Origin of the sequence: Streptomyces sp. NPDC002669 (genome assembly GCF_042889165.1) — a bacterium.
Lineage (GTDB): Bacteria > Actinomycetota > Actinomycetes > Streptomycetales > Streptomycetaceae > Streptomyces.
This window is the reverse complement of record NZ_JBIAQQ010000003.1, coordinates 409533-432434: the sequence shown is the minus strand read 5'-3', so window position 1 is coordinate 432434 and position 22902 is coordinate 409533. Positions and strand designations below refer to the sequence as shown.

Annotated in this window: 19 protein-coding genes; 6 read left to right on the top strand and 13 right to left on the bottom strand. The window is 73.0% G+C overall.

The annotated features are described in order from the left end of the window. Nucleotides 1-105: 105 nt before the first annotated feature. The 6 genes from aceE to ACFYW1_RS06740 form a co-directional block, all read right to left on the bottom strand. On the bottom strand, nt 106-2775 hold the full coding sequence (gene aceE / locus ACFYW1_RS06765; protein WP_388988037.1) for a pyruvate dehydrogenase (acetyl-transferring), homodimeric type: 2670 nt from the start codon (nt 2773-2775) through the stop codon (nt 106-108). A gap of 312 nt (nt 2776-3087) precedes the next feature. Continuing rightward, on the bottom strand, nt 3088-3711 hold the full coding sequence (locus tag ACFYW1_RS06760; protein ID WP_388988034.1) for a GntR family transcriptional regulator: 624 nt from the start codon (nt 3709-3711) through the stop codon (nt 3088-3090). A 131-nt stretch (nt 3712-3842) separates the two neighbouring features. Then, complete coding sequence (gene sucB / locus ACFYW1_RS06755; RefSeq protein WP_388988031.1) at nt 3843-5657, bottom strand: 2-oxoglutarate dehydrogenase, E2 component, dihydrolipoamide succinyltransferase; 1815 nt, start codon at nt 5655-5657, stop codon at nt 3843-3845. Nucleotides 5658-5719: 62 nt separating this feature from the next. Beyond that, a complete protein-coding gene (gene lpdA, locus ACFYW1_RS06750) occupies nt 5720-7108 on the bottom strand; it encodes a dihydrolipoyl dehydrogenase (protein ID WP_388988028.1) in 1389 nt (462 codons plus the stop codon). Nucleotides 7109-7503: 395 nt separating this feature from the next. Continuing rightward, nucleotides 7504-9048, bottom strand: a complete 1545-nt coding sequence (locus ACFYW1_RS06745; protein WP_388988025.1) for a leucyl aminopeptidase — start codon at nt 9046-9048, stop codon at nt 7504-7506. A gap of 282 nt (nt 9049-9330) precedes the next feature. Next, entirely contained in the window at nt 9331-10110 is a 780-nt protein-coding gene (locus ACFYW1_RS06740; protein ID WP_388988022.1) for an adenosylcobinamide-GDP ribazoletransferase, read from the bottom strand. Between the two features lie 88 nt (nt 10111-10198). On the opposite strand from ACFYW1_RS06740, the gene ACFYW1_RS06735 reads away from it, so the two are divergent. Next, nucleotides 10199-10960 (top strand): hypothetical protein, encoded by a 762-nt coding sequence (locus ACFYW1_RS06735; protein WP_388988019.1) that lies wholly within the window; start codon nt 10199-10201, stop codon nt 10958-10960. Here the strand turns inward: ACFYW1_RS06735 and ACFYW1_RS06730 are convergent. The 4 genes from ACFYW1_RS06730 to ACFYW1_RS06715 form a co-directional block, all read right to left on the bottom strand. Next, nucleotides 10903-11625, bottom strand: a complete 723-nt coding sequence (locus tag ACFYW1_RS06730; protein WP_388988016.1) for a hypothetical protein — start codon at nt 11623-11625, stop codon at nt 10903-10905. The genes ACFYW1_RS06735 and ACFYW1_RS06730 overlap by 58 nt on opposite strands. Next, nucleotides 11622-13427 carry a phosphatidylglycerol lysyltransferase domain-containing protein gene (locus ACFYW1_RS06725; RefSeq protein ID WP_388988012.1) on the bottom strand — a complete coding sequence of 602 codons (1806 nt, stop codon included), beginning with the start codon at nt 13425-13427 and terminating at the stop codon, nt 11622-11624. Before ACFYW1_RS06725 ends, ACFYW1_RS06730 begins: the two co-directional genes overlap by 4 nt. A gap of 103 nt (nt 13428-13530) precedes the next feature. Then, entirely contained in the window at nt 13531-14637 is a 1107-nt protein-coding gene (gene cobT, locus ACFYW1_RS06720) for a nicotinate-nucleotide--dimethylbenzimidazole phosphoribosyltransferase (RefSeq protein ID WP_388988008.1), read from the bottom strand. 193 nt (nt 14638-14830) lie between these two features. Beyond that, a complete protein-coding gene (locus ACFYW1_RS06715) occupies nt 14831-16033 on the bottom strand; it encodes a bifunctional adenosylcobinamide kinase/adenosylcobinamide-phosphate guanylyltransferase (protein WP_388988005.1) in 1203 nt (400 codons plus the stop codon). 209 nt (nt 16034-16242) lie between these two features. On the opposite strand from ACFYW1_RS06715, the gene ACFYW1_RS06710 reads away from it, so the two are divergent. Further along, entirely contained in the window at nt 16243-16452 is a 210-nt protein-coding gene (locus tag ACFYW1_RS06710) for a hypothetical protein (protein WP_148834564.1), read from the top strand. Between the two features lie 170 nt (nt 16453-16622). On the opposite strand, the gene ACFYW1_RS06705 is transcribed toward ACFYW1_RS06710, so the two are convergent. From ACFYW1_RS06705 to ACFYW1_RS06695, 3 genes are all read right to left on the bottom strand, one after another. After that, nucleotides 16623-17699 (bottom strand): S1C family serine protease, encoded by a 1077-nt coding sequence (locus ACFYW1_RS06705; RefSeq protein WP_388988001.1) that lies wholly within the window; start codon nt 17697-17699, stop codon nt 16623-16625. Between the two features lie 102 nt (nt 17700-17801). Then, nucleotides 17802-18536, bottom strand: a complete 735-nt coding sequence (locus ACFYW1_RS06700) for a class I SAM-dependent methyltransferase (RefSeq protein ID WP_388988178.1) — start codon at nt 18534-18536, stop codon at nt 17802-17804. Nucleotides 18537-18652: 116 nt separating this feature from the next. Next, on the bottom strand, nt 18653-19252 hold the full coding sequence (locus tag ACFYW1_RS06695) for a DUF3043 domain-containing protein (protein WP_388987998.1): 600 nt from the start codon (nt 19250-19252) through the stop codon (nt 18653-18655). Nucleotides 19253-19550: 298 nt separating this feature from the next. Here ACFYW1_RS06695 and ACFYW1_RS06690 point away from each other — a divergent pair, with 298 nt between their 5' ends. The 4 genes from ACFYW1_RS06690 to ACFYW1_RS06675 all read left to right on the top strand — a co-directional run bounded on the left by ACFYW1_RS06690 (nt 19551) and on the right by ACFYW1_RS06675 (nt 22812). Further along, nucleotides 19551-20333 carry a PspA/IM30 family protein gene (locus tag ACFYW1_RS06690; RefSeq protein ID WP_148834558.1) on the top strand — a complete coding sequence of 261 codons (783 nt, stop codon included), beginning with the start codon at nt 19551-19553 and terminating at the stop codon, nt 20331-20333. 9 nt (nt 20334-20342) lie between these two features. After that, entirely contained in the window at nt 20343-20621 is a 279-nt protein-coding gene (locus tag ACFYW1_RS06685) for a hypothetical protein (RefSeq protein WP_388987995.1), read from the top strand. Between the two features lie 194 nt (nt 20622-20815). Continuing rightward, nucleotides 20816-22120 (top strand): sensor histidine kinase, encoded by a 1305-nt coding sequence (locus ACFYW1_RS06680; RefSeq protein WP_388987992.1) that lies wholly within the window; start codon nt 20816-20818, stop codon nt 22118-22120. After that, entirely contained in the window at nt 22117-22812 is a 696-nt protein-coding gene (locus ACFYW1_RS06675; RefSeq protein ID WP_388987989.1) for a response regulator, read from the top strand. Before ACFYW1_RS06680 ends, ACFYW1_RS06675 begins: the two co-directional genes overlap by 4 nt. Nucleotides 22813-22902 lie beyond the last annotated feature (90 nt).

Here is a 22902-nt window from a genome sequence, read left to right as displayed (position 1 = left end):
GCCCATTGTGGCCGTCGGCCCGCCCCGCCCCCGACCGGAGACGGGCCGGTGGCCGAAAGCGGGAAGCGGTGGCCGGGACATGCCCGGCCACCGCGTCGTCACGGATCAGAGCCCGTAGCGCTCCCGGGCCTCCTTGACCGCACTCGCGCCGACCTCGCCGCGCCGGGCCAGCTGGGCCAGGGCCGCGACCGTGATCGACCGCGCGTCCACGCCGAAGTGGCGGCGGGCCGCGTCACGGGTGTCCGACAGACCGAAGCCGTCCGTGCCGAGCGAGGACCAGTCCTGCTCCACCCACTGGCTGATCTGGTCCGGGACCTGACGCATCCAGTCGCTGACCGCGAGGACCGGACCGGGGGCGCCCTCCAGCGCCCGCCTCACGTACGGCACCCGCTGCTCCCCGCGGAGCAGCGCCTCGTCGCACTCCAGCGCCTCGCGGCGCAGCTCGCCCCAGGACGTGGCGGACCAGACGTCGGCCGTCACACCCCAGTCCGCGGCCAGCAACTCCTGCGCCTCCAGGGCCCAGTGGATCGCCGTGCCGGAGGCCAGCAGCTGCACGCGCGGCGCGTCCGCGGACGCCGGCACGCCCTCCTTGAAGCGGTAGAGGCCCTTGACGATGCCCTCCTCGACGCCCTCCGGCATCGCGGGCTGCGGCTTCGGCTCGTTGTAGACCGTCAGGTAGTAGAAGACGTTCTCGGCCTCGGGGCCGTACATCCGGCGCAGACCGTCCTTGACGATCACCGCGATCTCGTACGCGAACGCCGGGTCGTAGTTGAGCGAGGCCGGGTTGGTGGCCGCGATCAGCTGCGAGTGGCCGTCCGCGTGCTGGAGGCCCTCACCGGTCAGCGTCGTGCGGCCCGCCGTGGCGCCGACGATGAAGCCCTTGCCGAGCTGGTCGGCGAGCTGCCACATCTGGTCGCCGGTCCGCTGCCAGCCGAACATCGAGTAGAAGATGTAGAACGGGATCATCGTCTCGCCGTGCGTCGCGTACGACGTGGAGGCGGCGATGAAGTCGGCCATGGCCCCGGCCTCGGTGATCCCCTCGTTGAGGATCTGGCCGTCCTTGGCCTCCTTGTAGTACATCAGCTGGTCGCGGTCGACCGGCTCGTAGGTCTGGCCCAGCGGCGAGTAGATGCCGGCCGACGGGAACAGCGACTCCATGCCGAAGGTGCGGGCCTCGTCCGGGACGATGGGCACCCAGCGCCTGCCGGTCTGCTTGTCCCGCATCAGGTCCTTGACCAGGCGGACGAAGGCCATGGTGGTGGCCATCTCCTGCTTGCCGGAACCCTTGTACAGGGCCTTGAACGCGCGCTCCTCCGGTTCGGGCAGCGCCACCGCGTGCACCCGGCGGGCCGGGGCGGGGCCGCCGAGGGCGGCCCGGCGCTCCTGGAGGTAGCGGACCTCGGGGGAGTCCGCGCCCGGGTGGCCGTAGGGCACCAGGCCGTCGGCGAACGCACTGTCCGGGATCGGCAGGCCGAGCAGCTCGCGCATGTCCTTGAACTCGTCCACCGACAGTTTCTTCATCTGGTGGTTGGCGTTCTTGGACTCGAAGCCCTTGCCGAGCGTGAAGCCCTTCACCGTCTGCGCGAGGATCACGGTCGGCGCGCCCTTGTGCGACAGGGCCGCCCGGTACGCCGCGTACACCTTGCGGGCCTCGTGGCCGCCGCGCGAGGTGTAGAAGCACTCGGCGATCTTCGCGTCGGTGAGCAGCTTGGCCAGCTCGACGAGCGCGGGCTCGGCGCCGAAGAAGTGCTCGCGGATGTAGGCGACGTCGCGGGTCTGGTACGTCTGGAACTGCGCGTCCGGGACCTCCCTGAGCCGGCGGACCAGCGCACCGGTGGTGTCCAGGCGGAACAGCTCGTCCCAGGCGCTGCCCCAGAGCGTCTTGACGACGTTCCAGCCGGCCCCGCGGAAGGCGCCCTCCAGCTCCTGGACCACCCGGAAGTTCGCGCGGACCGGGCCGTCGAGGCGCTGCAGGTTGCAGTTGATGACGAAGGTCAGGTTGTCGAGGCCCTCGCGGGCCGCCAGCGCGAGGGCGGCGGTCGACTCGGGCTCGTCCATCTCGCCGTCACCGAGGAAGGCCCAGACGTGCGAGTTCGACGTGTCCTTGATGTTGCGGTTGGCGAGGTAGCGGTTGAAGCGCGCCTGGTAGATCGCCGACAGCGGGCCGAGGCCCATCGACACGGTGGGGAACTCCCACAGCCAGGGCAGCCGCCGCGGGTGCGGGTAGGAGGGCAGGCCGTCGCCGCCCGCCTCCTGGCGGAAGTTGTCGAGCTGCTGCTCGCTCAGCCGGCCGTCGAGGAAGGCGCGGGCGTAGATGCCGGGGGAGGCGTGGCCCTGGATGTAGAGCTGGTCGCCGGAGCCGTCCCCCTCCTTGCCGCGGAAGAAGTGGTTGAAGCCGGTCTCGTACAGCCAGGCCGCCGAGGCGAACGTGGCGATGTGGCCGCCGACGCCGAAGCGGGAGCCGCGGGTGACCATCGCGGCCGCGTTCCAGCGGTTCCAGGCGGTGATCCGGGACTCCATCTCCAGGTCGCCGTCGAACGCGGGCTCGGCGGCGGTCGGGATGGAGTTGACGTAATCGGTCTCCAGCAACTTGGGCAGCGCGAGACCGGCGCCCTCGGCGTGCTCCAGCGAGCGCCGCATCAGGTACGCGGCGCGGTGCGGGCCCGCGGCCTTGGTGACGGCGTCCAGGGAGGCCGCCCATTCGGCGGTCTCCTCGGGGTCACGGTCCGGGAGCTGGTCGAGCTCGCTCGGAAGCTTTCCTACGGGGTCGGTCATGATCGCCGCCTTCCGGAGTGGAGGGGGGTGGAGAAGGCCCTGACTGGCAGGACAGGGCGATGGGGCCGGTGGGCCCACGAAGTGAACTGTAGGACGCCGATCGATGATCGATCAAAGGGTGAAGGGCAAAACTTCTCGATATGAAGAAATTGGCATTCGGTGCCGCGAAACGGGGCACGGGGTGACGGGATTTAGTGCGCAAAAGGGGCGCCCATCTGCACGGAAGAGCGCCCCTCACGACAGATGCGTACACCCTCCCGAGGTACCCGGACGGGCTCCGGAGCGGCCTCGCGACCCTCGCGCCCCGGGACCTCAGGCGCGCGGGGCGCAGCCGAGCACGTGTGCCTTGACCAGCACGCCGATCTCCGGGTCCTTGCGCAGGAACGCCTCGATGAGCGCCTCGTGCTCCTCCGCGTACGACTTCTGCACGGTGCCCAGCCACCGGATCGACAGGGCGGTGAACACCTCGATGCCCAGCCCCTCCCAGGTGTGCAGCAGCACGGCGTTCCCGGCGGCCCGCACCATCTCGCGGTGGAAGGCCACGGTGTGCCGCACCTGCGCCTCGCCGTCGGCCAGCCGGTCCGCCTCGTAGAGGGCCGTCACGTGGGGCGTCAGGAGCGAGCAGTCCTCGCCGAGGGACGGGGCGGCCAGTTCCGCCGCGATCTGCTCCAGACCGGCCCGGACCGGATAGCTCTCCTCCAGGTCGGCCGCGGTGAGATTGCGGACCCGTACGCCCTTGTTGGGCGCCGACTCGATCAGCCGGAGCGTCTCCAGCTCCCGCAGGGCCTCGCGCACGGGGGTCTGGCTGACCTCCAGCTCGGTGGCGATCCGGCGCTCCACGATCCGCTCACCGGGCTTCCAGCGCCCGCTGACGATCCCGTCCACGATGTGCTCGCGGATCTGTTCGCGCAGCGAGTGGACGACGGGCGGGGTCATGAGGGGCTCCTTCGGAGACAGAGCGGTGCTGTCCGCACGACCGGACACGCTCTAGACAATACGGCGGCGCCCCCGTCCGGAAGGGGTCCGGACGGGGGCGCCGCTGGTGAGGCTGGTTACAGCGGTGCTGCTCAGAGGCCGAGCTCGACCTCGAACTCACCGGCCTCCAGGATCGCCTTGACCGCGGTCAGGTAACGGGCGGCATCCGCGCCGTCCACCAGACGGTGGTCGTAGGAGAGCGACAGGTACGTCATGTCGCGGACGCCGATGACGGTGCCCTCGGCGGTCTCGATGACGGCCGGACGCTTCACGGTGGCACCGATGCCCAGGATGGCTGCCTGGTTCGGGGGCACGATGACGGTGTCGAACAGCGCACCGCGCGAACCGGTGTTGCTGATGGTGAAGGTGGCACCGGACATGTCGTCCGGCGTCAGGCCGCCACCGCGGGCCTTGCCGGCCAGCTCGGCGGTCTTCTTCGAGATGCCGGCGATGTTCAGGTCGCCCGCACCCTTGATGACCGGCGTCATCAGACCCTTCTCGGCGTCCACGGCGATGCCGATGTTCTCCGAGTCGAAGTACGTGATGGTGCCCTCGTCCTCGTTGATCCGGGCGTTGATGACCGGGTGGGCCTTCAGCGCCTGGGCCGCCGCCTTGACGTAGAACGGCATCGGGGACAGCTTGACGCCCTCGCGGGCCGCGAACGCGTCCTTGGCACGGGCGCGCAGCTTCATCAGCTTGGTGACGTCGACCTCGACGACCGAGGTCAGCTGGGCCTGCGAGTGCAGCGCCTTCATCATGTTCTCGCCGATGACCTTGCGCATGCGGGTCATCTTGACCGTCTGGCCGCGCAGCGGGGACGCCTCCAGCTTCGGCGCCTTCGAGGCGGCCGGAGCAGCGGCGGCGGCCGGAGCCGGAGCGGCCGCGGCGGCCCTGGCGGCCTCCGCGGCGGCGACGACGTCCTGCTTGCGGATGCGGCCACCGACGCCGGTGCCCTTGACCGCGCCCAGGTCGACGCCGTTCTCGGCGGCGAGCTTGCGGACCAGCGGCGTGACGTACGCGCCGTCGTCGCCGGAGGGCGCGGCCGGGGCGACCGGGGCGACCGGGGCCGGGGCGGCGACGGGCGCCGGAGCGGCCGGGGCCACCGGAGCCGGAGCGGCGACCGGGGCGGCGGGCGCCACCGGGGCCGGGGCCGGCGCGGGAGCGGCCGGGGCGGCCGGAGCCGGAGCGGCGGCAGCGGGTGCCGGAGCAGCCGGAGCCGGGGCCGGGGCAGGAGCCGCGGCGGGCGCCGGGGCCGCCGGGGCCGGGGCGGCCGCCGGAGCGGCACCGGCGGCACCGATGACGGCGAGCTTGGCGCCGACCTCGGCGGTCTCGTCCTCGGCGACGACGATCTCCAGCAGCGTGCCGGAGACCGGGGCCGGGATCTCGGTGTCGACCTTGTCCGTGGAGACCTCCAGGAGGGGCTCGTCCTCCGTGACCTCCTCGCCGACCTCCTTCAGCCAGCGGGTGACGGTGCCCTCGGTGACGCTCTCGCCGAGCGCCGGCAGGACGACGTCGGTACCGGCGGCGCCACCGGCCGGGGCGGCGGCCGGAGCCTCGGCGGGTGCCGGAGCGGCCGGGGCCTCGGCGGCGGGGGCCTCGGCGACAGGGGCCGGAGCCGGAGCCGGAGCGGCCTCGGCGGCCGGGGCCGGGGCGGCGGCGGGCGTGCCCGTGCCGTCGTCGATGACGGCCAGCTCGGCGCCGACCTCGACGGTCTCGTCCTCGGCGACCTTGATGGAGGCGAGGATGCCGGCGGCGGGCGCCGGGATCTCGGTGTCGACCTTGTCGGTCGAGACCTCGAGCAACGGCTCGTCGGCCTCGACGCGCTCGCCCTCGGCCTTCAGCCAGCGGGTGACAGTGCCCTCGGTGACGCTCTCACCGAGCGCCGGAAGGGTTACGGAAACCGACATGGTTTCGGTTGCTCCTTACGAAAGTGCGGAAGTGGGTCGGTCGTCGCGCCCGGTCGACTGGATCAGTCGTGGGAGTGAAGGGGCTTCCCGGCCAGGGCCAGGTGGGCCTCGCCCATCGCCTCGTTCTGGGTCGGGTGGGCGTGGATGAGCTGCGCGACCTCGGCGGGCAGCGCCTCCCAGTTGTAGATCAGCTGGGCTTCGCCGACCTGCTCGCCCATCCGGTCACCGACCATGTGGACGCCGACCACGGCACCGTCCTTGACCTGGACGAGCTTGATCTCGCCCGCGGTCTTGAGGATCTTGCTCTTGCCGTTGCCCGCGAGGTTGTACTTCAGAGCGACGACCTTGTCCGCGCCGTAGAGCTCCTTGGCCTTGGCCTCGGTGATGCCCACGGAGGCGACCTCGGGGTGGCAGTACGTCACCCGGGGGACACCGTCGTAGTCGATCGGAACGGTCTTCAGACCGGCCAGCCGCTCCGCGACCAGGATGCCTTCCGCGAAGCCGACGTGCGCGAGCTGGAGGGTCGGCACCAGGTCGCCCACGGCCGAGATGGTCGGCACGTTGGTCTGCATGTACTCGTCGACGAGGACGTAGCCGCGGTCCATCGCGACCCCGGCCTCCTCGTAGCCCAGGCCCTGCGAGACCGGGCCGCGGCCGATGGCGACCAGCAGCACCTCGGCCTCGAAGGTCTTGCCGTCGGCGAGGGTCACGCGGACGCCGTCCTGCGTGTACTCGGCGCTCTGGAAGAACGTGCCGAGGTTGAACTTGATGCCGCGCTTGCGGAAGGCGCGCTCGAGAAGCTTCGAGCTGTTCTCGTCCTCGACCGGGACGAGGTGCTTCAGGCCCTCGATGATCGTGACCTCGGTACCGAAGGACGTCCACGCCGAGGCGAACTCGACGCCGATGACGCCGCCGCCGAGCACGATCGCGGACTTCGGGACGCGGTCCAGCTTCAGCGCGTGGTCCGAGGAGATGATGCGGTTGCCGTCGATCTCCAGGCCCGGCAGCGACTTCGGCACGGAGCCGGTCGCGAGCAGCACGTGGCGGCCCTGGATGCGCTGGCCGTTCACGTCCACCGAGGTGGGGGAGGAGAGCCGGCCCTCGCCCTCGATGTAGGTGACCTTGCGCGAGGCGATGAGTCCCTGCAGGCCCTTGTACAGGCCGGAGATCACGTCGTCCTTGTACTTGTGGACGGCCTCGATGTCGATGCCCTCGAAGGTGGCCTTGACGCCGAACTGCTCGGACTCGCGCGCCTGGTCGGCGATCTCGCCCGCGTGCAGCAGGGCCTTCGTGGGGATGCAGCCGTTGTGCAGGCAGGTGCCGCCGACCTTGCCCTTCTCGATCAGAGCGACGTCCAGGCCCAGCTGCGCTCCGCGCAGGGCCGCGGCGTAACCGCCGCTACCACCGCCGAGGATCACTAGGTCGAAAACGGTGCTGGCGTCGTTCGCCACGTCACGTCCTCCATGCATGTGCGCCGTACGCCGGGCCCCGTCGCTGGGGGATGACCGGCCGGTCGGCTGGTGTTCGGCCGCTTTGTGTTATGTCGGCCCTGTGGTGGGGGCCCTGTCCTGCCGAGAACCCATCTTCGCACTTGTTGACGGTCGGCGGGACGCGGGGCCCGGGTCCGGGGCGGACGATCATCCGTCCCGGTGGGTTACCGCGAAGTAGGGAGCGGGGGTGATTCCGGGTGTGCGGCGCCGCCCGGGAAGGCCGGTGCGGGAGACGGACTGGAGCGCTGATTTCGTCCAGAGCGAAACCCCGCCGGATCCGTACGACGGCGCCGTGGGAGGCAACGCGTACGGCCCCGGACGTATGCCCGGGGCCGTACCGCACGTCGCTGCGGAGATCAGCCGAGGTCCCCGGCGGCGGTGCGCTCGGCCAGCCCGACCAGCGTGCGGACGGCGGAACCGGTGCCGCCCTTGGGCGTGTAGCCGTACGGTGCGCCCTCGTGGAAGGCCGGGCCCGCGATGTCCAGGTGCGCCCAGGTGATGCCCTCGCCCACGAACTCCTGCAGGAACAGGCCGGCCACCAGGCCGCCGCCCATCCGCTCGCCCATGTTGGCGATGTCGGCGGTCGGGGAGTCCATGCCCTTGCGCAGGTCGGCGGGGAGCGGCATCGGCCAGGACGCCTCGCCGACCTCCTCGGCGATCTCGTGGATCGAGGTCCGGAAGGCGTCGTCGTTCGCCATGATGCCGAAGGTGCGGTTGCCCAGCGCCAGCACCATCGCACCGGTCAGGGTCGCCACGTCGACAATCGCGTCCGGCTTCTCCTCGGAGGCCCGGGTCAGCGCGTCGGCGAGGACGAGCCGGCCCTCGGCGTCCGTGTTGAGGACCTCGACGGTCTTGCCGCTGTACATGCGCAGCACGTCACCGGGGCGGGTGGCGTTGCCCGACGGCATGTTCTCGGCGAGCGCCAGCCAGCCGGTGACGTTGACCCGGAGGCCCAGGCGGGCGGCCGCGACGACGGCGGCGAACACGGCGGCGGCCCCGCTCATGTCGCACTTCATCGTCTCGTTGTGGCCGGCCGGCTTCAGCGAGATGCCGCCCGAGTCGTAGGTGATGCCCTTGCCGACCAGGGCCAGGGTCTTCTCCGCCTTCGGGTGCGTGTAGGCGAGCTTCACCAGGCGCGGGCCGTGGGACGAGCCCTGGCCGACGCCCAGCAGACCGCCGAAGCCGCCCTTGACGAGCGCCTTCTCGTCGAGGACCTGCACCTTGATGCCGTGCTCCTTGCCCGCGGCGGTGGCCACGGCGGCGAAGGACTCGGGGTACAGGTCGTTCGGCGGGGTGTTGATCAGGTCGCGGGCGCGGTTGATCTCCTCGGTGATCGCGCCGGCGCGCTCGACGGCCGCCTTGAACGCCTTGTCGCGCGGCTTGCCGCCGAGCAGGGCGACCTCGCCCAGCGGGAGCTTGGGGCCGTTGCCGTTCTTCTTGCCCTTGGGCGCGACCTTGTCCTCGCCGCCCTGGTACGCGGTGAAGGCGTACGCGCCGAGGAGCGCGCCCTCGGCGACCGCCCCGGCGTCCCCGGCGGACGCGAGGGGCAGCGCGAAGCCGGCCTTCTTCGCCCCGGCCAGGACCCGGGCGGCGGAGCCCGCGGCCCGGCGCAGCGCCTCGGCGTCGTACGCCCCGTCCTTCTCGGCCGCGGAGCCGAGACCGACCGCGATGACGACCGGGACCTTGAGGCCGTCGGGCGCGGGGAGCTTGGTCACCTCGCCCTCGGCACCCGTGGCGCCCAGGGCTTCCAGGACGGTGGCGAGCTTTCCGTCGAACGCCTTGTCCACGGCCTCGGCGCCCGGCGCGAGGACCGGCCCCTTGGAGCCCTTGGCGACGCCCACGACGAGTGCGTCGGCGCGCAGCGTCGCCGCACCGGCAGTGCTGAGAGTGAGAGCAGTCACGGTGGTGAAATCTCGCTTCCGTTGAGTTCGTTGTCGGTCGATGGGTGGGCCGACCGTGCCCGGCGCATCGTAGACGCCGCCGCAATGTGCCGGGAACGAGCCTACGCGCGCCCTTGCTGCGGGATCACGGCGGCGGGCCGCCCGCGGGGCCGCGTGGCGTGAAGGCTTCGCCGCCGGGCGGCCGCTCCGGGCCCCGCCCGGGCCCGACGGGCCGTGGAAGAAGGGCCGTTGGCGATCCCGGCCGCCCGGGCGGCCGGCCCCGGCCGGTCCCGCCCGGTGGGCTCAGCCGAGCGCCAGGACCACCAGGGCCGCCGTCGCCGCGGTCTCGGCCAGGGCGCCGAAGACATCGCCGGTCACCCCGCCGAAGCGTCGCACGCAGTGCCGGAGCAGGAGCTCGGCGGCACCGGGCGCGGCCAGCGCGGCCAGCGCGTGGTGCGGCGCCCCGTACCCGCCGAGGAGCGCCCCGGCCCCCGCGCAGCCCGCGACCACCACCGCCCCCACCGCCACCGCGCCCCCCACCGGCACCGTGGACGCCACCGCCGCGCCCAGCCCCTCCGGGCGGGCCGGCGGCACGCCCCGGCGGGACGCCAGGGTGAGCGCCAGCCGGGCCACGACCGCCGCCGTGACCGCCGCCGCCGCGCCGTATGCCCAGCCCCGCCCGTACAGCTCGTACAGGGCCGCGACCTGGGCCAGCAGCACGAACAGCAGGGTGATCACCCCGAACGGCCCGATGTCCGACTGCTTCATGATCCGCAGGGCGTCGTCCGCCGGCTTGCCGCTGCCCAGGCCGTCCGCGGTGTCCGCCAGACCGTCCAGATGCAGCCCCCGGGTCAGCACCGCGGGCACCGCGGCCGAGACGACCGCGGCGAGCAGCGGGCCCGCGCCGAGCAGCAGCGCCAGGACGCCGGGCAGCGCGGCGGCGAGCCCCACGACGAGACCGGCGAGCGGCGCGCACAGCATTCCGGCACGGGCGGCCCCGCGGTCCCAGCGGGTGACGCGGACGGGAAGCACCGTCAGGGTGCCGAAGGCGAAACGCACGCCGTGGCTGTTCAGGGAAGTCACGGCGCGCAGGCTAATCCCTGCCGTCGGCCGATAGATTGCCCATGACGGGACAAGACGCCGCAGACACGGCATATCAGGAGTGGGTGGCATGGGTCACTGGTTCGAACGGAACATCGTCGAGCCGGGGAAGCTGCCCCTGCTGCTCGCCCTGACCGCCTTCGTGCTCACCTTCGCCGTCACCCGGGTCGTCACCCGGATGATCCGGGCCGGGAAGGGCCCGTTCCGCAACATCACGCCCGGCGGGATGCACATCCACCACGTCGTCCCCGGAGTGGTGCTGAGCGTGATCGGCGGGTTCGGCGCGGTCGCCGCCGGACGCCAGGGCCTCGGGGCGGGAATCTGCGCGGTGGTCTTCGGCATGGGCGCGGGACTGGTGCTGGACGAATTCGCCCTGATCCTCTACCTCGACGACGTCTACTGGACCGAGGAGGGGCGCAAGAGCGTGGAGGCCGTGGTCCTCACCACCGCACTGGTCCTGCTGGTCCTGGCCGGATTCTCGCCGCTGGGCGTGAACGAGCTGAGCGGCGACGAGCAGCAGGACCGGCTCGGCGTGATCCTGACCATGCTCGTCAACTTCGGCTTCGTGCTGATCGCCCTCTTCAAGGGCAAGGCGCGGCTCGCGGTCATCGGCACCCTCGTCCCGTTCGTCGCACTGGTGGGGGCGCTCCGGCTGGCTCGGCCGACCTCCATGTGGGCGAGGCGCTTCTACCGGAACCGCCACCGCGCCCGCGCCCGCGCGCTGCTGCGCGCCTACCACCACGACGTGCGCTGGGCGGGCCCCCGCCGCAGGTTTCAGGACCTGATCGGCGGCGCGCCGGACCGGACGCCGCTCCCCGGACGCGGGCCCTGACCCCGGCGCCGCCGGGCCCGGACGGTCGTACGGACGCACAGCACGAGCACCGCGGCGATCGCCGCCAGATGCTCCTTGCCCGCCAGGTTGTCCTTGACGAACACCTCGGCCACCATCGCCGCGACCACCAGACAGCCGGTGAACCGGGCCCGGTACGTCCAGCAGAGGTACACGGCCAGGCCGACCACCGCCGCCGAGGGCCCGGTGTCGACGACCCGGGCGTCGGAGGCGGGCAGCCCGAACGGCCCGTCCGGGCCGAGCGCGACACCGATCCGGGCGTACAGCGTCCCGGCCAGCGTCGCCAGGTACGCGATCAGCAGGGTGCGCCACCGGCCCAGACAGATCTCGGCGATGCCGAACACCACCAGGATCTGCGCCAGCGCACCCCACACCGGCAGGTCCGGCGCCGGCACGAACAGCGACAGCGGGGTGCGCAGCAGGGCCGCCCACAGCGGGTCCTCGGCCCGCACCGTCCCGAGGGCGTGCACCGCGCCGAAGCCCCACGAACGGCGCTGCACCACATGGAGCAGCGCCGTCAGGCAGACCGCGGCGAGCGCCAACGGGACCGCCCGCGCCCCGGCGGCGCCGAACCCGGCGCGCACCGTGGCCAGGAGCGGGCCCCACTCGCGGCGGGCCGCGGCGCGCAGCCGGCCCCCGGTTCTCATCCACGCGTCCCGAGATGCGAGCGGTGCAGCCACTTGGGCAGGCCGGGCGCCTCCAGGAACCCCTCGGCGCGCCCGGCCGCCACGCCGATGCGCAGCAGGTCGGAGCTCTTCTCGAACAGCATGAAGCGCGGCTCCCAGATCGGTCGGTACTTGGCGTTGGCGCGGTACAACGACTCGATCTGCCACCAGCGCGAGAAGAAGCTGAGCAGGGAACGCCACAGCCGCAGCACCGGTCCCGCGCCGAGTCGCGAACCCCTCTCGAAGACCGACCGGAACATCGCGAAGTTCAGTGAGACCTGGGTGATCCCGATCTCCTGCGCCCGCTGGAGGAGCTCGATGACCATGAACTCCATCAGCCCGTTCTCGGAGTCCCGGTCACGGCGCATCAGGTCCAGCGAGAGGCCGTTCGGCCCCCACGGGACGAAGCTCAGCACGGCCCGCAGCTCGCCCCGGGCGCCGCCCTCGGCGGCCGGGGCGTCCCGGCACTCCAGCATCACGCACCGCCCGTCGGCCGGGTCGCCGAGCCGGCCCAGCGCCATCGAGAAGCCGCGCTCGGTCGCCCCGTCGCGCCAGTCGTCGGCCCGGCGCACCAGCTCGGCCATCTCCTCCTCGGGGATGTCGGCGTGGCGGCGGACGGTCACCTCGTACCCGGCGCGCCGCACCCGGTTGTACGCCTGGCGCACGGTGCGCATCGCCCGCCCCTCCAGGGTGAAGTCGGCGGTCTCCACGATCGCCTCGTCGCCCAGCTCCAGGGCGTCCAGGCCGTGCCGGGCGTAGACGGTGCCGCCCTCCTCGCTCACCCCCATCACCGCCGGGACCCAGCCGTGCTCACGGGCCTCGGCCAGCCACGGCCCGATCGCCCCCGGCCACGCCTCGGGGTCGCCGATGGGATCGCCGGAGGCGAGCGAGACCCCGCCCACCACCCGGTACATGACGGCGGCCTTCCCGGTGGGCGACCAGATGACGCTCTTCTCCCGGCGCAGCGCGAAGTAGCCCAGCGAGTCGCGCTCGCCGTGCCGGTCGAGCAGGGCCCGCAGCCGGGACTCGTCCTCGGGGGTGATCGGGTCGACCGCCCGGCGGGAGCGGAACGCCGCGTAGACGACGGCGATCAGCAGCAGCGTGGAGAGGATGTTGATGGTGACGTCGACCCAGCCGGGCGTGGTGATCCCGGGGAAGGCGGCGTCGTTGTCGGCGACCGAGACCAGCCGCAGGGCGCCGTAGCGCCACCGGTCCAGGAAGGTCGCCCGGTACTCGTCGTGCGCGGTGTTGGTGAGGGCGACCAGCCCCGCGGCGAGCAGCGAGGTGATCAGCAGCCCGCCGATCGCGACGAGGGCCGCCAGCTTCGGGTTGGACCGGTCGCCCTTCGCGTAGAACTCGCGCCGGCCGACGAGCAGCGCCCCGACGAAGGCGGCGGTCAGCGCCAGCGAGATCCAGTTCTGCGGGTACTGCCGGACCTCCGGGAACATGATCACCAGGGCGAACAGGAGCAGCAGCAGACCGCTCACCACCAGGTTCACGATCCACGCGGCCCGCTTGCGCCGGCGCATGGTGACCGCCAGGAAGAGCGCGACCACGCCCGAGGAGAAGCCCGCCGTGAGCAGGTACGGGGTGAAGTAGTTCGCGGTGTTGTGGCGGCGCAGGTCGTTGCCGAGGGTGACCCAGACGGCGCTCAGGAAATTGACGAACGAGACGACCCGCAGGTACCAGATGGCGAACGCGGCGCCGCGTCGCGACCGGACGGTGCTCGGAGGCCGGGCGGCGGTCCGCTCGGAGTCCTCGGTGGCCATATGGACCTCTCCCATGAAAAGCGATCATATGGGGCATCGCATCGCATGGGGTCGTGCTGCGGCCGGTGTTCCCCGGCCGCGGCACCGTCGGTCCGCGGGCTCGGCGCCCGCCGGGCGCTCAGGTCGCTTCGTCGTACGCGGCGCCCGCTTCGGCCCCCTCGTCGGCACCGTCCTCGTCGTCGGTGCCCGGCTCGCGCTCGGGCAGCTCCGCCGCCAGCGCGGCAGCGGCCCGGACGAGCGGAAGTGCGAGCAATGCCCCGCTTCCTTCCCCCACGATGACGCCGTGGTCCAGCAGGGGGTTGAGCGCCATCCGGTCCAGCGCCTTGCTCTGCGCCGGCTCACCGCTCGCCTGGCCCGCCAGCCACCAGTCCGGGGCCCGGAAGGCGGCCCGCTGCCCCACCAGCGCACAGGCCGAGGAGACCACCCCGTCCAGGATCACCGGCAGCCGGCGCACCGCGCACTGGAGCAGGAAACCGGTCATCGCCGCGAGGTCGGCCCCGCCCACCGCGGCCAGCAGCTCCAGCTGGTCGCCCAGGACCGGCCGGGCCCGCCGCAGCGCGTCCCGGATCGCCGCGCACTTGCGCATCCACGCCAGGTCGTCGATGCCCGCTCCGCCGCGCCCGGTGACCACCGAGGCGTCCGTGCCGCACAGCGCCGCGATCAGCGTGGACGCGGCCGTCGTGCCGCCCACGCTCAGATCGCCGAGCACCACCAGGTCGGTGCCGGAGTCGGCCTCCTCGTCGGCGATCGCGATGCCGAGCCGCACCGCCCGCTCGGCCTCCTCGGCCGTCAGCGCGTCCTCGATGTCGATCCGGCCGGTGCCGCGCCGCACCCGGTGGCGCACCACCGACTCGGGCAGCAGCTCCGGATCGCAGTCCAGCCCGGCGTCGACGATCCGCACCGGTACGGAGAACTGCCGGGCCAGCACGGCCAGCGGTGTCGTGCCGTCCAGCGTGGCCCGCACCAGCTCGTGCGCGCTGCCGGCCGCGCGCCCGGAGACGTCCAGCTCGGCCACCTTGTGGTCACCGGCGAACAGGACCACGCGCGGCTGCTCGATCGCCCTGACCGGTACGGCCTGCTGCGCGGCCGAGAGCCATTCGCCCAGCTCGTCCAGGCGGCCGAGGGCGCCGACGGGAACGACCATGCGCTCCCGGCGTTCCTCGGCGTCGCGCCGTACGCCGCCGTCGGGGCGTTCGATCAGGTCGGAGAAGTCGTCCAGATTCACGGGGGTCTGCCTCGCGGGTCGATGCGTCGAGTGGGCCGGTGAGCCCGGCGGCGGGCTCACTGCGGAACAGTACCCGCCGCGTTTTCGGCGCCCGGCCGGAACGCCGCCCGCCCGGCCGGGGCCGCCCGGCGCGTACGGCACACGACCCCGCATACCCGTACGTCCGTACGTTCCGCCCCGCCCGGGCCCCCGGTCAGCCCCGCAGGGTCAGGGCCTGGCCGGCCACCACCAGCAGCACCTGTTCGCACTCGTCGGCGAACGCGGCGTTCAGCCGGCCCAGCTCGTCCCGGAAACGCCGCCCGGCGGCCGTCGCGGGCACCACGCCCGAGCCCGTCTCGTTGGTGACGGCGACGACCGTGCGCCGCGTTCCGCGCACCGCGTCGACCAGGGCGGCGGTCCGCTTCCGCAGGGCGTCCTCGCCGCCGTCCCGCCACGCCGCGTCGTCCCAGGCGCCGACCCGGTCCATCGCGTCCGTCAGCCACAGCGACAGGCAGTCGATCAGCAGCGGCGGCCCGTCCGACTCCAGCAGCTCCACCAGCTCGCAGGTCTCCTCGGTGCGCCAGGCGGCCGGCCTGCGCTCCCGGTGCAGGCCGACCCGGGCCGCCCACTCGGCGTCCCCCTCCCGGCCCCCGCCGGTCGCCACGTACACCACCTCGGGGAACGTCTCCAGACGGCGCTCGGCCTCCACCGACTTGCCCGACCTGGCCCCGCCCGTCACCAGGGTGCGCCGCGGTACCACCGGTCCCGCGCGGTACTCGCCCACCCTCAGCGTGGTCCCGTCCGGCACGGCCCGCGCGCCGGCCGCCGCGAGCCGCCGGTCCAGCTCGGCCCCGGGCGGCGCGTCGTGGTCCAGGTGGACGGCGACGATCTCGGTGGCCGGGCCGATCGCCCCGACGGCCCGCAGTCGCGCCACCGCGTCCGGCCGCCCGGTCACGTCGCCGACCACCAGGTCGTACGGCTCCGCCACCGGGTCCGCGAGCCCGGCGGGCGCGGCCCCCGGCGGCAGGTAGAGCAGCCGCGTCCCCTCCGGCGCCGTGACCTCGTACCCGGTGCCCGGGGCGTCCATGGGCACCGCCCGCACCCGGTGGCCGCGGATCAGCGTCAGCACCCGGCCGTCCGGCACCCGCCCCGCCGGGGGCAGCCCGGGGGGCAGCTCCACGGCGGGTCCGTCGTGCGGATGGGTGAGCAGTACCTGCCGTACCCCGCTCAGCGAGCGCCCCGCACGGGCCGCGGCGAACACGGCCCCCGGAGTGAGGTCGAGCAGCAGCGCGTCGTCGATCAGCAGCGCGGTGGCGGCCCGCGAGCGCGCCCCGCGGGCGACGGCGCAGACGGCGCAGGGGCATTCGGGCCGCGGCAGCCCGTCGGGGGCTCCGGTGCCGAGGAGAGTCAGTTCCACGCCCTCGATCCTCCCGCGTCCGCGCGGCGAGTGCGCGACTTGGGACACTACGGGCGGGTACGGGCGCTGCCCCGTGCCGGGCACGGGCCCCGGCGCCGCGACCGGGCGGCTCCGTCCGGCGGGAGCGTGCGTGCGGGGCGGCGCCGCGGGGCAGGGGTTGCCGGGAGGGGTACTAGGCTGCGGACAGCAACGCGACCCAGGAGGCGGACATGGCGTGGACGTGGCGGTTCGAGAAGTCCGACGGTACGGAGACGGAGCCGGCGCTGCAGCCGGAGGAATTCACGACCCAGGGCGACGCGGAGTCCTGGATCGGCGAGTACTGGAAGGAACTCCTCGACGGCGGGGCGGAGCAGGTGACGCTCTTCGAGGACTCGACGAAGATCTACGGCCCCATGAGCCTCCAGGGCGACCAGGGCTGATCCCGCTCCGGCGCGGGGAAACGATCGTGCGGGCCCGCCGAGGGCCCGCACGGCCGTTTCCGGCCCGTCCGGCACGGATCCGGACGAGCGGGCCCCGGTGCGTGTGCCGCACGCCCCGTCCGGCCGGGAACGCCCTCCGGGCGGGCGACGCCGCGCTTCCGGGACCCGTCCTAGATCTCGCCCAGCGTGACCTTCGCGGTCTTCTCCGCCCCGTCGCGCAGGTACGTCACCGTGACCTTCTGGCCCGGCTTGTCCGAGGCGAGCGCCTCCGACAGTGACGTGATCGTGGTGACCGGTGTGCCGTCGATGCCGGTGACGATGTCGCCGGCCCGCAGTCCCGCCTTCTCGGCGGCGCCGCCCTTCGGCACGCTGACCAGCGCCACCCCGGCCGGCTGGTAGTTCTCGTCGACGACCGTGCGCCCGGTGATGTTCAGGGCCGCCCGGCCCGAGTCGGTGACCCGGCCGCTCTTGATGATCTGGTCGGCGACCGTCCGCACCATCGACACCGGGATCGCGAACCCGATGCCCGGCGCCGCGCTGTCGCCCAGCTCCGGGTCCACCGCCGCCAGGGTCGGGATGCCGATCACCTCGCTGTCCAGGTTGACCAGCGCGCCGCCGCTGTTGCCCGGGTTGATCGCCGCCGAGGTCTGCACCATGTTCGCGATCGTCGCGCCGGTGCCGCCGCCCGCGCGGCTCTCGCTGACGGTCCGGCCGACCGCCGAGACGATGCCCTGGGTGACGCTGGAGGACAGCCCCAGCGGCGAACCCATCGCCAGCACGATCTGCCCGACCTCGACCTTCTCCGAGTCGCCGAACTTCGCGGGCTTCAGCCCGTCCGGCACGCTGTCGAGCTTGATGACGGCCAGGTCCTGATCGGGGTAGGTGGACACCAGCGAGGCGCGCTGCACCTTCTCGCCCGTGGCGACGGTGACCTTGAAGGTCTTCTCGTTGCCGACCACGTGGGCGTTGGTGACGATGTGGCCCTTGGAGTCGTAGACGACCCCCGAGCCCAGGCTCCCGGTGGCGTCGATCTGCACGACCGAGGGCAGCACGTTCTTGATCACGGTCTGGTAGTCGTTCTGCAGGTCGCCGGCGGTCCGGGACGCGGAGGCCGGCCTGCTGGGTTCGGCCTCCGGTGAACCGGAGGCCGTGTCCGTGCAGCCGCTCACCAGGACGGCGGCGCAGACGCCTGCGGTCAGGAGCGGCAGGAGCCGCCGGGCACGGCTGCGGGAATGGAAAGCGTCCATGCCTGGATTGTCGCTTTTGGTGCTCGGGGCGGCCTGTTGGGTTCGGCCGGCCAGGGCGGGCGGCCGGGCGGCCCGGGCCGCCCGGCCGGGTGCGGCGGGCGGTCAGCCCCGTACGCCGCACAGGTGCAGCAGCGCGGCCACCCGGCGGTACGGGTCCGTGCGCCCGGCGCGGTCCTCGGCGGCGAGCACCCGCTCCAGTTCCGCGGCGGCGGGGAGCTCCACGTCGTTGCTCACGTTGTCCGTGAAGACGCGCACCCCGTACCAGGCGTGCAGGGGCGCCGCGATCCCGGCGAGGGTGGACGTCAGGGCGTCCAGCCGGTCGGCCCGTACGGTGACGCCCAGCCGGTTGGTGTACGTGTCGCTCTCGAAGGCGGCCAGCGTCGCCTCCCAGTCCCCGGCGGTCCCGGGGCGCATCGCCAGCGCGTCCGCGTTCCGCACGAGCAGCGACAGCAGCCCGCCCGGGGCCAGCATCCGGGCCAGGCCGGCCAGCATCGCGTCCGGCTCCCGGACGTACATCAGCACGCCGTGGCAGAGCACCACGTCGAAGCTGCCCGGCAGGAAGTGCACCCCGGTGTCCAGGCCGTCGCCCTCGATCAGCCGGACCCGCTCACGGATGCCCGCCGGTTCGCTGCCGAGCGCCTCCCTGGCCACCCGCAGCATCTCGGCGTCGGACTCCAGGCCGGTCACCGTGTGCCCCGCCCTGGCCAGGCGCAGCGCCTGGGTGCCCTGTCCCATGCCGACATCGAGCACCCGCAGCCGCTGCCCGACCGGGAAGCGGGCCGCGATCTGCTCGTCCAGCTGCCGGGCGACCAGCTCCTGGCGGACGGTGTTGCGCAGACCGCCCAGCTCCTTCAGCCACACCGGGGAGGCTCCGGAGAAGCCGGTGACGGCCGGGGCGGCATCGTCGGGCAGGCCGGCGGACGGACCGCCGGCCGAGCCGGAGACGGGCGCACTCAGGGCCGCTCTCCACGCTTGACCTGCGGCTTGGGCAGTCGCAGGCGACGCATCTGGAGCGTGCGCATCAGGCCGTAGGCGACCGCGCCGCGCTTGGGGGTGTCGGGGAAGCGCTCCTTGAGCTGCTTCCGCAGGCGGATCGAGAGACCGATCGAGTCGAGAACGATCAGCACGATCACGAAGAGCCAGAGCAACAGCGAGATGTTCTGGATGTTCCGGACCTGGATCACGCTCAGGATCAGGATGATCACGGCGAGCGGAAGGAAGAACTCCGCGACGCAGAAACGCGAGTCCACGTAGTCGCGGACGAAGCGCCGCACCGGGCCCTTGTCGCGTACCGGCAGATAGCGTTCGTCACCACTGGCGAGCGCCTCGCGCTGCCTGGCCAGGTCCGCCCGGCGTGCTTCGCGCTGCCTCTTCGCTGCCTCCTTGCGGTCGAGCGGCGCGCCACTGGAGGCGCGACGGCGCTGCGACTGGGCCTCGCTGCGCTTGGGGGTGGGGCGACCCTTGGGAGCCTGCGGGTCGCGGGGCTGCTTGGAGAGGTCCGCCGTCACCTTGTCGGTGGGCGCCTTCTCTTCCTTCGAACGGCTACGGAACACAAGGTCCAAGGGTACGGGTTCGATCGCGATGACCCCAGGCCGGTCGGGAACGATCCGGCAACGGCCCGCGTCCTGGCTGGTGTACCCGCGTGTTCGGCAGGATGCGGACGTACCGGTTCTCCCCGACCTCCGCCTACTCCCTGGGCCGGAGCGGCGACCGGGCGCAGTCGTCCTTGGGGAGGAGCACATCCGTGCTCGAACAGTGCGGTAATAGAGGCAGGGCCCGTACTGTGGGTTCTGTTGGAGTGCTGGAGCTCAGTCCGTCAGAAGGGGGCGCGCGAAGCCCATGAGCGGTGTCATGAAGCGTATGGGAATGATCTTCCGCGCGAAGGCAAACAAGGCCCTTGACCGGGCCGAGGATCCGCGCGAGACCCTCGATTACTCGTACCAGAAGCAGCTCGAACTGCTGCAGAAGGTGCGTCGCGGGGTCGCCGACGTGGCGACTTCGCGCAAGCGGCTGGAGCTGCAGCTGAACCAGCTGCAGGGACAGTCGGCCAAGCTGGAGGACCAGGGCCGCAAGGCGCTCGCGCTCGGCCGCGAGGACCTGGCCCGCGAGGCGCTGTCCCGGCGCGCCGCGCTCCAGCAGCAGGTCACCGACCTGGAGACGCAGCACTCCACGCTGCAGGGCGAGGAGGAGAAGCTCACCCTCGCGGCCCAGCGGCTGCAGGCCAAGGTCGACGCCTTCCGCACCAAGAAGGAGACCATCAAGGCCACTTACACCGCCGCCCAGGCGCAGACCCGGATCGGCGAGGCGTTCTCCGGGATCTCCGAGGAGATGGGCGACGTCGGCCTGGCGATCCAGCGGGCCGAGGACAAGACCCAGCAGATGCAGGCGCGCGCCGGCGCGATCGACGAACTGCTCGCCTCCGGTGCCCTGGACGACCCGACCGGTACGGCGAAGGACGACATCGCCGCCGAGCTGGACCGGATCTCCGGCGGCACGGACGTGGAGCTGGAGCTCCAGCGCATGAAGGCCGAGCTGGCCGGCGGCTCCACGCCGCAGCAGGCGATCGAGGGCGGCCCGCAGGACGCCGCCCAGCGGCAGTCGTCGCAGTCCCCGCACCGGTTCGACAAGAGTTGAGGCAGCGTCATGATCGTACGGATCATGGGGGAGGGCCAGGTCGCTCTGGCCGACAACCATCTCGCCGAGCTCGACGAGCTCGATGACGAGCTGCTCGCCGAGATGGAGCGCGGGGACGGCCCGGGCTTCCGCTCCACGCTCCACGCGCTCCTGGCCAGGGTGCGCGAGCTCGGCACGTCCCTGCCGGACGACTCCCTGGAGCCGTCCGAGCTGATTCTGCCGTCGTCCGACGCGACCCTCGAAGAGGTGCGCGCCATGCTCCGGGACGACGGACTGATCCCCGGCTGACCCGCGGCGCCTCCAGCACGCGCCCGCACGGCAACCGTGCCCCGGATCCGGTCCGCCGGACCCGGGGCACGGGTGTGTCCGGGCCGGCCCCGCGCACGGCTTCCGGCCGGCCCCGGGCGCCTGTTCCCCGCCCCGGGGCCCCGTGTGCGGCTTCCGGCCCGATCCCCGCGCGACACGCCGTAACGTAGCTTGACGTGACCACCCTCGGAACCGGGGTCCTGCGCGTCCGGAACTGGCTGCGCGGCCATCCCCTCGCGCTGGACGCAGCGCTCGCCCTGGCCGTGCTCGTGGCCATGATCATCGGGTCCTTCGTCCACCCCGGCGCACCGGACGGGGCCGTCTTCGCCACCCGCAGGCCCGGGGCGGGCAGCGTGCTCCTGATGGTGCTGGGAGCCGTCGCGCTCATCTGGCGGCGCCGCCGCCCCATGGCGGTGCTCGCGGCCACCGCCGGGCTGACGGTCGTCGAGCTGATGCGGTCCGACCCGCCCGCCCCCGTGGTGGCCTGCACCGTCATCGCGCTGTACACCGTCGCCGCCCGCACCGACCGGCCCACCACCTGGCGGGTCGGGCTGCTGACGATGGCGGCGCTGACGGCCGCCGCGATGTTCTTCGGCGCGGCGCCCTGGTACAGCCAGGAGAACTTCGGCGTCTTCGCCTGGACCGGCATGGCCGGGGCGGCCGGGGACGCCGTCCGCTCCAGGCGGGCGTTCGTCGACGCGATCAGGGAACGGGCCGAACGGGCCGAACGCACCCGCGACGAGGAGGCCCGGCGCAGGGTCGCCGAGGAACGGCTGCGGATCGCCCGCGACCTGCACGACGTCGTCGCCCACCACATCGCCCTGGTCAACGTCCAGGCCGGAGTGGCCGCCCACGTCATGGACAAGCGCCCCGACCAGGCCAAGGAAGCGCTGGCCCACGTCCGGGAGGCCAGCCGCTCCGCGCTCGACGAGCTGCGGGCCACGGTCGGACTGCTGCGCCAGTCCGGCGACCCCGCGGCGCCCACCGAACCGGCCCCCGGCCTCGCGGTCCTGGACGACCTGGTGGACACCGTCCGCCGGGCCGGGCTCCCCGTCGAGGTGGCCTGCACCGACCGGCGCCCCCCGCTGCCCGCCGCCGTCGACCTCGCCGCGTACCGGGTCATCCAGGAGGCGCTGACCAACGTCCGCAAGCACGCCGGCCCCGGGGCGAGGGCCGAGGTGAGCGTCGTACGGGTCGGGCCCACCGCCGAGATCACCGTGATCGACAACGGAGTGGGCGACGGGGGCTGCTGCGCCGCGAGCGTGCCGGACGGGGGCGACGGCCACGGCCGGCCCGGCGGCGGGGGAGGCGGCCACGGCCTGCTCGGGATGCGCGAACGCGTCACCGCGCTCGGCGGCACGCTCACCGCCGGGCCCCGCTACGGCGGCGGATTCCGGGTGCATGCGATCCTGCCCGTCAAGGCCCGCGAGGAGGAGTCCGATAAACCGGACGCGGCGGGCCGGACGGGGGAGAACGCATGACACCGCCCATCAAGGTGCTGCTCGTCGACGACCAGGCGCTGCTGCGCAGCGCGTTCCGGGTGCTGGTCGACTCGGAGGCCGACATGGAGGTGGTCGGCGAGGCGGCGGACGGCGCGCAGGCCGTGGAACTCGCCCGTTCCACCCGGGCCGACGTGGTGCTGATGGACATCCGGATGCCCGGCACGGACGGCCTCACCGCGACCCGCATGATCAGCGCCGACCCGGAACTGTCGGACGTACGGGTCGTCATGCTCACCACCTTCGAGGTGGACGAGTACGTGGTGCAGTCGCTGCGGGCCGGGGCGTCCGGCTTCCTCGGCAAGGGGGCGGAACCCGAGGAACTCCTCAACGCCATCCGGATCGCAGCGGCCGGCGAGGCACTGCTCTCACCGGCCGCGACCAAGGGCCTGATCGCCACCTTCCTCGCCCAGGGCGGCAGTTCGGACGGCGAGGGACCGAGCGCCGCGGAGTACTCGCAACGGCTCGCCGCACTCACCGGCCGCGAGCGCGAGGTGCTCGTCCTGGTCGCGGGCGGCCACTCCAACGACGAGATCGCCGAGCGGCTCGTCGTCAGCCCGCTCACGGTCAAGACCCATGTGAACAGGGCGATGGCGAAACTGGGCGCCAGGGACCGGGCGCAATTGGTGGTAATCGCCTACGAATCGGGACTGGTGCGCCCCAGGGTGGAGTAACGGGTGGAGATTCGGTGTACTCCACCTGCGGTATGCGGGGCGTGAGAAAGCGACCCTGGGGCCGAGGTCCGCGCCCCCGGCGGTGAGCGA

Excerpts from the sequence above, each read along its gene's own strand:
- aceE (WP_388988037.1), bottom strand. The coding sequence starts at position 2,775 with ATGACCGACCCCGTAGGAAAGCTTCCGAGCGAGCTCGACCAGCTCCCG.
- ACFYW1_RS06760 (WP_388988034.1), bottom strand. The coding sequence starts at position 3,711 with ATGACCCCGCCCGTCGTCCACTCGCTGCGCGAACAGATCCGCGAGCAC.
- sucB (WP_388988031.1), bottom strand. The coding sequence starts at position 5,657 with ATGTCGGTTTCCGTAACCCTTCCGGCGCTCGGTGAGAGCGTCACCGAG.
- ACFYW1_RS06735 (WP_388988019.1), top strand. The coding sequence starts at position 10,199 with ATGGGTCACTGGTTCGAACGGAACATCGTCGAGCCGGGGAAGCTGCCC.
- ACFYW1_RS06730 (WP_388988016.1), bottom strand. The coding sequence starts at position 11,625 with ATGAGAACCGGGGGCCGGCTGCGCGCCGCGGCCCGCCGCGAGTGGGGC.
- ACFYW1_RS06725 (WP_388988012.1), bottom strand. The coding sequence starts at position 13,427 with ATGGGAGAGGTCCATATGGCCACCGAGGACTCCGAGCGGACCGCCGCC.
- ACFYW1_RS06710 (WP_148834564.1), top strand. The coding sequence starts at position 16,243 with ATGGCGTGGACGTGGCGGTTCGAGAAGTCCGACGGTACGGAGACGGAG.
- ACFYW1_RS06705 (WP_388988001.1), bottom strand. The coding sequence starts at position 17,699 with ATGGACGCTTTCCATTCCCGCAGCCGTGCCCGGCGGCTCCTGCCGCTC.
- ACFYW1_RS06690 (WP_148834558.1), top strand. The coding sequence starts at position 19,551 with ATGAAGCGTATGGGAATGATCTTCCGCGCGAAGGCAAACAAGGCCCTT.
- ACFYW1_RS06685 (WP_388987995.1), top strand. The coding sequence starts at position 20,343 with ATGATCGTACGGATCATGGGGGAGGGCCAGGTCGCTCTGGCCGACAAC.
- ACFYW1_RS06675 (WP_388987989.1), top strand. The coding sequence starts at position 22,117 with ATGACACCGCCCATCAAGGTGCTGCTCGTCGACGACCAGGCGCTGCTG.